General features: G+C 72.6%; 9 protein-coding genes and 1 pseudogene. 5 read left to right on the top strand and 5 right to left on the bottom strand.

The genetic code is table 11. From position 1 onward, the window contains the following. Positions 1 to 74: 74 nt before the first annotated feature. Positions 75 to 422: a hypothetical protein gene (locus GA0115240_RS23020; RefSeq protein ID WP_093739192.1), complete on the top strand. Its 348-nt coding sequence runs from the start codon at positions 75 to 77 to the stop codon at positions 420 to 422. 40 nt (positions 423 to 462) lie between these two features. Here GA0115240_RS23020 and GA0115240_RS23015 read toward each other — a convergent pair whose 3' ends face one another. Continuing rightward, complete coding sequence (locus GA0115240_RS23015; RefSeq protein WP_093739190.1) at positions 463 to 1,845, bottom strand: glycine--tRNA ligase; 1,383 nt, start codon at positions 1,843 to 1,845, stop codon at positions 463 to 465. Positions 1,846 to 2,054: 209 nt separating this feature from the next. On the opposite strand from GA0115240_RS23015, the gene GA0115240_RS23010 reads away from it, so the two are divergent. The 4 genes from GA0115240_RS23010 to GA0115240_RS22995 all read left to right on the top strand — a co-directional run bounded on the left by GA0115240_RS23010 (position 2,055) and on the right by GA0115240_RS22995 (position 5,291). Beyond that, positions 2,055 to 3,035, top strand: coding sequence for a metal ABC transporter substrate-binding protein (locus GA0115240_RS23010; RefSeq protein ID WP_093739188.1), 981 nt, complete (start codon positions 2,055 to 2,057; stop codon positions 3,033 to 3,035). An 11-nt stretch (positions 3,036 to 3,046) separates the two neighbouring features. After that, on the top strand, positions 3,047 to 3,832 hold the full coding sequence (locus GA0115240_RS23005) for a metal ABC transporter ATP-binding protein (RefSeq protein ID WP_370673363.1): 786 nt from the start codon (positions 3,047 to 3,049) through the stop codon (positions 3,830 to 3,832). Then, on the top strand, positions 3,832 to 4,743 hold the full coding sequence (locus GA0115240_RS23000) for a metal ABC transporter permease (RefSeq protein ID WP_093739184.1): 912 nt from the start codon (positions 3,832 to 3,834) through the stop codon (positions 4,741 to 4,743). Before GA0115240_RS23005 ends, GA0115240_RS23000 begins: the two co-directional genes overlap by 1 nt. Before the next feature lie 95 nt (positions 4,744 to 4,838). Then, positions 4,839 to 5,291, top strand: coding sequence for a Fur family transcriptional regulator (locus GA0115240_RS22995; protein WP_093739182.1), 453 nt, complete (start codon positions 4,839 to 4,841; stop codon positions 5,289 to 5,291). Positions 5,292 to 5,346: 55 nt separating this feature from the next. Here the strand turns inward: GA0115240_RS22995 and GA0115240_RS22990 are convergent, their stop codons facing one another. The 4 genes and pseudogenes from GA0115240_RS22990 to GA0115240_RS22975 all read right to left on the bottom strand — a co-directional run. After that, positions 5,347 to 6,168 (bottom strand): isoprenyl transferase, encoded by an 822-nt coding sequence (locus tag GA0115240_RS22990; RefSeq protein WP_093739180.1) that lies wholly within the window; start codon positions 6,166 to 6,168, stop codon positions 5,347 to 5,349. 229 nt (positions 6,169 to 6,397) lie between these two features. After that, a pseudogene (recO, locus tag GA0115240_RS22985) lies at positions 6,398 to 7,141 on the bottom strand (DNA repair protein RecO); the annotation flags it as partial. Positions 7,142 to 7,238: 97 nt separating this feature from the next. Beyond that, entirely contained in the window at positions 7,239 to 7,928 is a 690-nt protein-coding gene (locus tag GA0115240_RS22980; RefSeq protein ID WP_093739179.1) for a response regulator, read from the bottom strand. Continuing rightward, a partial coding sequence (locus GA0115240_RS22975) for a hypothetical protein (protein ID WP_370673362.1) occupies positions 7,925 to 8,133 on the bottom strand: 209 nt, incomplete at its 5' end. The genes GA0115240_RS22975 and GA0115240_RS22980, both read right to left, overlap by 4 nt.

Genomic DNA, 8,133 nt, shown 5'->3' with positions numbered 1-8,133 from the left:
CGTGACCGCCTCCCCCGGCCGCGTCCGCCCGCGGCCGCCGGCGCTGGCCCGGCTGGGCGCTGATGGCCTGCGGGGTGGCGCTGATCCCCTGGCTGATCATCCTGGCCACCGGCCTGCCGCCGACCGACGCGGTGCCCCACTGGGCGACCGCCTGGGTCGGCCTGGACACGATGGAGTCGCTCGGCCTGATCGCCACCGGCGCCCTGACCGTGCGCGGCCGCCCGCTGCGGTCGGCCGCCGCCGGGGCCACCGCGATGCTGCTCGTCGTCGACGCGTGGTTCGACGTCATGACGTCCTCGGGCCCGGACTTCCGCACCGCGCTGCTGATGGCCTTCGCCGCGGAGCTGCCGCTGGCTGTGATATGCGGCACACTCGCGATCCGGAGCTTCCCGAAGACGAGCGCCGGACGGGCTGACGTATGAGCCCGTCCGGCGCTCGCCGACGCTTGCCGGTCCGGCCGGGTCAGCAGCCGAGCAGGCGCCCGCCGAGGTAGGCCTCGACCTGGTCCAGCGACACCCGCTCCTGCTTCATGGTGTCGCGCTCCCGCACCGTCACCGCGTTGTCCTCAAGGGTGTCGAAGTCGACCGTGACGCAGAACGGCGTACCGATCTCGTCCTGGCGCCGGTAGCGGCGGCCGATGGCACCCGCGTCGTCGAACTCGATGTTCCAGTTCTTGCGCAGCGCGGCGGCCAGGCCCTTGGCCTTCGGCGAGAGCTCGGGGTTGCGGGACAGCGGCAGCACCGCGACCTTCACCGGGGCCAGCCGCGGGTCGAGCCGCATGACCGTGCGCTTTTCCATGGCGCCCTTGGCGTTGGGCGCCTCGTCCTCGTTGTACGCGTCGAGCATGAAGGCGAGCATGGCGCGGTTCACACCGGCCGCCGGCTCGATGACGTACGGGAACCAGCGCTCGCCCGCCTCCTGGTCGAAGTAGGACAGGTCCTGGCCGGAGGCCTTGGCGTGCGAGGAGAGGTCGAAGTCGGTGCGGTTGGCGACACCCTCCAGCTCGCTGAACTCCTGGCCGCCGAAGTTGAAGCGGTACTCGATGTCGGCGGTGCGCTTCGAGTAGTGGGAGAGCTTCTCCTTCGGGTGGTCGAACCAGCGGATGTTCTCCTCCCGCAGGCCGAGGCCGGTGTACCAGTTCCAGCGCTCCTGCATCCAGTACTCGTGCCACTTCTCGTCCTCGCCCGGCTTGACGAAGAACTCCATCTCCATCTGCTCGAACTCGCGGGTGCGGAAGATGAAGTTGCCGGGCGTGATCTCGTTGCGGAACGACTTGCCCATCTGGGCGATGCCGAACGGCGGCTTCTTCCGCGACGTGGTCTGAACCTGGGCGAAGTTGACGAAAATACCCTGCGCGGTCTCCGGTCGCAGATACGCCACCGAGCCGGCGTCCTGCGTCGGGCCCAGGTGCGTCTGCAGCATGCCGGAGAACTGCTTCGGCTCGGTGAAGGCGCCCTTGGTGCCGCAGTGCGGGCAGTTGATGTCGGCCAGGCCGTTGGCCGGCGGCTTGCCGTGCTTCGCCTCGTAGGCCTCCTCCAGGTGGTCGGCGCGGTAGCGCTTGTGACAGGAGGTGCACTCGGTCAACGGGTCGGAGAAGGTGGCGACGTGGCCGGAGGCGACCCACACCTCGGGGGCGAGGATCACCGACGAGTCGATTCCCACCACGTCGTCACGCGAAATCACCATGGAGCGCCACCACTGGCGCTTGATGTTCTCCTTGAGCTCGACGCCCAGCGGTCCGTAGTCCCAGGCGGCCTTGGAGCCGCCGTAAATCTCACTGCTCGGGAAAACGAAGCCACGGCGCTTGCTCAGGCTGACGATGGTGTCGATCTTGTCGGCGGCCACGGTGCTCTCTTCAGTACGACGAAGCGGTCAGTTGTCCCAGATTACCGGCGGGTGCGGGGCGCATATCAAATCCGTTCCGCGACCTGCAAGAACGGACGGCCTCGCGTCGGCCCGTGTCCGGTGTCGCGCCCGGGGTCGTGCCGGGGTCGCGCCCGGGTCGGTGCGGTCTTAATTGACAATCGTTTCCAGTTTAGTTGAAAATGACAGTCATGAACGAATGGCGCCGGGTGATACCGGCCACCGCCCTGGCCGCGGCCGTCGCGCTCGTCCTGCCGGCCCTGGCCGCGTGCTCGGGCGACGCCTCCGCCGCGGCCGGGAGCGGCGCCGACCGCGGAAAAGTGAAGGTGACAGCGTCCTTCTATCCGCTGGAATTCCTGGTCCGGCAGATCGGCGGGGCCCGGGTGTCCGTCACCGAGCTCACCCGGCCCGGCGTCGAACCGCACGACCTGGAGCTGTCGCCGCGGCAGGTCGGCCGACTCGGCGACGCCGACCTGGCCGTGTACCTGCGGGGCCTGCAGCCGGCCGTGGACGCCGCGATCGAGCAGTCCGGCGTGCGGCGCAGCCTGGACGCCGGGAGCCTGACCACCCTGGAGGACCACGGCACCGAGGTGGACGGCCGCTACGGCACCACCGGCGACCACGGCAGCGGCGGCCACCGCGACGACCCCGGCGCCGACCCGCACATCTGGCTGGATCCGGTCCGCTACGCCCAGGTGGCCCGCGGTGTCGGCCGGGCCCTGGCGCAGGCCGACCCGGCGTACGCGGCCGGCTACCGCGCCGCCACCGACACCCTGGTCGGGCGGCTCGAAGCGCTGGACGCCCGCTTCCGCGACGGGCTGCGCCACCGCAGCTCCGACACCTTCGTCACCACCCACGCCGCCTTCGGCTACCTCGCCGAGCGCTACGGCCTGGTCGAGGAGGCGATCAACGGGATCGACCCGGACAGCGAGCCCAGCGCGGCCCGGATGAGGGCCCTGCAGGACCTGGCCGGGCGCGAGCACGTCAGCACCGTGTTCTTCGAGACGCTGACCGGCGACCGGACCGCCACGACGGTGGCCGGCGACCTGGGCCTGCGCACCGACGTGCTCGATCCGATCGAGGGCATCACCGCCGCGTCGCGGGGCGCCGACTACTTCCAGGTCCAGCAGGCCAACCTCCGGGCGCTGCGGACCGCTTTGGGCGCGGTGTGAGCGCGGCCCCGGTGACGACCGGATCCCGGGCCCCCGCGGCGACCGCGGAGGCCCTGGTGCGGCTGCGCGGCGCCCAGGTCTCGCTCGGCGCCCGCCCGGTGCTGCGCGGCGTCGACCTGACGGTCCGCCGCGGCGAGGTCGTCGCGCTGCTCGGCGCCAACGGCTCCGGCAAGTCCACCGCGGTCCGGGCGGTGGTCGGCCAGGTGCCGCTGTCGGCCGGCGGGTGGGAGCTGTTCGGCATCCCGGGCCCCCGCTTTCGGCAGTGGGCGCGGATCGGCTACGTGCCGCAGCGCACCACCGCGGCGGGCGGCGTGCCGGCCACCGTACGGGAGGTGGTCTCCGCCGGACGGCTGGCCCGCACCCGGCTGCGGCTGCCCGGCCGGGCGGACCGGGCGGCGGTGGACCGCGCGCTGGCACAGGTCGGACTGGCCGGGCGGGCCAGGGACGCGGTGGACGCGCTGTCCGGCGGCCAGCACCAACGGGTGCTGATCGCCCGCGCCCTGGCCGGCGAGCCCGAGCTGCTGATCATGGACGAGCCGATGGCCGGGGTGGACCTGGCCGGCCAGGACGTCCTGGCCGACACACTGCGCGAGCAGGTCGCGGCCGGTCGCACCGTCCTGCTGGTGCTGCACGAGCTGGGGCCGCTGGAGCCGCTGATCGACCGGACGGTGGTACTCCGGGACGGCTGCGTCGTTCACGACGGGCCGCCGCCGAAGGGCGTCGGACAGCACGCCCTGCCCGGCCACGACCACGTGCACCCGCACCCCGGGGCGCCCGACACCGCACTGGCGGACTGATGGAGATCTTGGACTACCCCTTCATGGAACGGGCGCTGCTGGCCGCGCTGCTGATCGGCGTGACCGCGCCCGCGGTCGGTATCTTCCTGGTGCAGCGCCGGCAGGCGATCATGGGCGACGGCATCGGGCACGTGGCGCTCACCGGGGTCGCGCTGGGCTTCCTGCTCCAGGTCAGCCCGGTGTGGACGGCGGTGCTGGTCGCGGTGCTCGGCGCGGTCGCCATGGAGCTGATCCGCTCCTCCGCCAAGACCCGCGGCGACATCGCGCTCGCCATGCTCTTCTACGGCGGCATGTCCGGCGGCGTGCTGATCATCCACTTGGCGCCCAACGGCTCCAACGCCAACTTGACCAGCTATCTCTTCGGCTCGATCCTCACCGTCTCGCCGCAGGACATGGCGCCGATGGCGGCGCTGGCGGTGTTCGTGCTGCTGGTGACGCTGGGGCTGCGCCGGCAGCTGTTCGCGGTCTGCCAGGACGAGGAGTTCGCCCGGGTGTCCGGGCTGCCGGTGCGGGCGCTGAACCTGCTGCTGGCGGTGACCGCCGCGGTCACCGTGACGGTCGCGATGCGGATCGTGGGGCTGCTGCTGGTGAGCGCGCTGATGGTGATACCGGTCGCGGCCGCCCAGCAGGTCACCCGCGGCTTCGCCTGGACCCTGGCGCTGTCGGTGGTGATCGGGGTGAGCGCGTCGCTGTCCGGCACCGTGTTCTCGTACTACGTGGACGTGCCGCCGGGCGCGAGCATCGTGCTGGCCTCGATGGCGGTCTTCCTGCTGACGGCGGCGATCGCGGCGCCGCTGGCCGGCCGCCGGGGCCGCCGGACCGCGCCCGAACCGGAAGGGTGCACCCTTGAGGTGGCGCTCGCGGTCCCGGGCGCGACGGAAGTCACCGGGGGCTCCGCGGTACGGGTCTGAGCGCCCCGCGGCCTGGCACAATGGGCCCACCCCGACGGGCGAGAACCAGCCGCAGCGAGCGGCGACGAGCAGTAGCGCGAAGGAGACAGTCACCGGTGAGCACCGCCAAGCATCCCGTGCGCGGCCGTTCGACCCGGCAGCGGGCCGCCGTTTCGGCCGCCCTCGAAGAGGTCGAGGAGTTCCGCAGCGCCCAGGACCTGCACGACCTGTTGAAGCACCGCGGCGACTCGGTCGGCCTGACCACCGTCTACCGCACCCTGCAGTCCCTTGCCGACGCCGGCGAGATCGACGTCCTGCGCACCGGCGACGGCGAGTCGGTCTACCGCCGCTGCTCCGGCGGCGGCCACCACCATCACCTGGTCTGCCGGGTCTGCGGCAAGGCCGTCGAGGTCGAGGGCCCCGCCGTCGAGAAGTGGGCGGACGCGATCGCCGTGGAGCACGGCTTCGTGGACGTGGCGCACACCATGGAGATCTTCGGCACCTGCGCGGACTGCGCGGGGCAGGCCCCGGCCGGGGCGAGCGCGGCGGCGGAGACCGTCGGCGGCTGACGGCACCGGCGGCTGAGGGGCGGCTGACGGCGCCGGCGGCCGAGACCGTGGCGGCTCAGCCCTTCAGGAGCTGCTCCTCGTTGGGGATCGCGCCGCCGAAGCGCCGGTCGCGGGAGGCGTACTCCATGCAGGCCCGCCACAGGTCGCGCCGGTCGAAGTCGGGCCACAGCACGTCCTGGAACACCATCTCCGCGTAACTGCTCTGCCAGAGCAGGTAGTTGGAGGTGCGCTGCTCGCCGCTGGGACGCAGGAAGAGGTCGACGTCCGGCATGTCCGGGTAGTACAGGTACTTGGCGAACGTCTTCTCGTTGACCTTGTTCGGGTCGAGCTTGCCGGCCGCGACATCCCGGGCCAGCGCCTGGGCGGCGTCGGCGATCTCCGCGCGACCGCCGTAGTTGACGCAGAAGTACAGCGTCATGGCGTCGTTGTCGACCGTCTGCTCCTGGGCGATCTGGAGCTCCTGGACGACCGACTTCCACATCTTCGGCATCCGGCCGACCCAGCGGATCCGGATGCCCAGCTCGTCCATCTCGTCGCGGCGGCGGCGGATGACATCGCGGTTGAAGTTCATCAGGAAGCGCACCTCGTCCGGCGAGCGCTTCCAGTTCTCGGTGGAGAAGGCGTAGAGCGACAGGTTCTTGACGCCGATCTCCAGGCAGCCCTTCAGGACGTCCAGCACGACTCCCTCACCGACCCGGTGCCCCTCGGTGCGGGGCAGGCCGCGCTCCTTGGCCCACCGGCCGTTGCCGTCCATCACGACGGCGACGTGCTTGGGGACGAGTTCGGTCTGGAGCTTCGGCGCCCGGGCGCCCGACGGATGCGGGTCGGGGGTCCGGTACGAGGTTCGGTTTCGGGCCAGAATCCCGCGACGTGCCATGGTCGTACTTCTCCTGACGGCTGTTCCTGGGTATCCCTGACGGCCTGATCAGCCGCCCCTCCACGCTACCGCCCGGCTCCGGCGCCTACGGCTGCGGATCGGTGCTGCCGCGCAGCACCGCTTCCAGCGCCCCGCCCACCACACCGTCCACCACGCCGCCCCCCGGCATCCCGTCCGCCGCCTCGTCGTAGGGGCCGTCCTCCCCCGGGCCCTGCGGTACGTCCTGCCGCCGCTCCACGAAGCGCAGCGACCGCAGGCCGCGCTCCAGGTGCCACTGGAGATACGCCGCGACCAGTCCGCTGCCCTCACGGCAGTGACGCGGCTCACACGCGTCCGCGGTCTCCCAGTCCCCGCCGAGCAGCGCGCCGAGCAGTTCCAGCGACTCCCGGGACGGTACGACACTTCCCGGCACCCGGCAGTCGCGGCAGACCACGCCGCCGGCGCCGACCGAGAAGAACCGGTTCGGCCCGGCCAGCCCGCACTTGGCGCAGTCGTCGAAGCTGGGCGCGTAGCCGTTGACGGCCAGCGAGCGCAGCAGGAAGGCGTCCAGCACCAGCCGCGGCTCGTGCTCGCCCGCCGCGAGGGTGCGCAGCGCGCCGACCAGCAGCAGGTACTGCTGGACGGCGGGTTCTCCCTCGTGGTCGGTGAAGCGCTCGGCGGTCTCCAGCATCGCGGTACCGGAGGTGTAGCGGTCGTAGTCGGTGACGATCGCCCCGCCGTAGGGCGCGATGGTCTCGCCTTGCGTGCACAGCGGCAGCCCGCGCCCGATCAGTTCCCCGCCGCGGGCGAAGAACTGCACGTCGACATGGCTGAAGGGCTCCAGCCGCGCGCCGAATTTGGACTTGGTCCGCCGTACGCCCCTGGCCACCGCGCGCACCCGCCCGTGCCGCCGGGTCAGCAGCGTGATGATCCGGTCCGCCTCGCCCAGCTTCTGGGTGCGCAGCACGATGCCGTCGTCGCGGAACAGGCTCATGGGCCCATTGTCCCGTACGGTGCGGCGGGCGGTGGCCGCCAGGGGTCCGGCCGGGTCGGCTCCGGCCCGCTGCGGGCGGTCGGCGGCCGGCGGCTGCTCAGCGGTCGGCGCCGGGGGCCACCAGGCCGGACTCGTAGGCGACGATGACCAGTTGGGCCCGGTCGCGGGCGCCCAGCTTGCCCATGATCCGGCTCACATGGGTCTTGGCGGTGAGCGGGCTGAGCCCCAGCGCCTCCCCGACCTCGGCGTTGTTCAGGCCGCGGGCGACCAGGGTCAGCACCTCCCGCTCCCGGTCGGACAGGCCCGCGAGGCCGGCCGGGGCCGCCGCGCCGACCGGCGGCCGGTCGGGCAGCCGCAGCACGCGGGCGATCAGCCGGGCGGTCGGACCGGGCGACAGCAGCGCGTCGCCCGCCGCTACGGTACGGATCGCGTCCAGCAGGTCGGCCGGCCTGGTGTCCTTGGCCATGAAGCCGGAAGCGCCCGCCCGCAGCGCCGCCACCACGTGCTGGTCGTCGTCATAAGTGGTCAGCACGAGGACCCGTACCCCGGCCAGGTCGGGGTCCGCGGCGATCCGGCGGGTGGCCCCGATGCCGTCCAGCTCCGGCATCCGGATGTCCATCACGATCACGTCGGGCCGCGCCCCGCCGGCCAGCGCGACGGCCTCCAGGCCGTTGCCCGCCTGCCCGACCACCTCCATGTCGCGGGCCGACTCGACCAGCATCGCGAACGCGGCCCGCACCAGGTTCTGGTCGTCGGCGAGCAGCACGCGGATCGGCGGCGGGGTCATCGGCGGTCCTCCTGGAGGATCGAGGGGGTGGCCGGCGGGGCGGCGGCCACCGGTGCGGTGGGGACGCCGGCGACGGCTTCGGCGCCGGCGGCCGGCTCGGCGCGGTCCGCACCCAGCGGGAGTTCGGCGGTGACGGTGAAGCCCGGGCCGTCCTCGCCCGGCCCCGCGGTGAGGGTGCCGCCGCGCTCCGGGCGCGTTCGCGCAT

Source organism: Streptomyces sp. DvalAA-14 (genome assembly GCF_900091855.1).
Taxonomy (GTDB): Bacteria; Actinomycetota; Actinomycetes; order Streptomycetales; family Streptomycetaceae; genus Actinacidiphila.
This window is presented reverse-complemented; position numbering and strand designations above follow the sequence as displayed.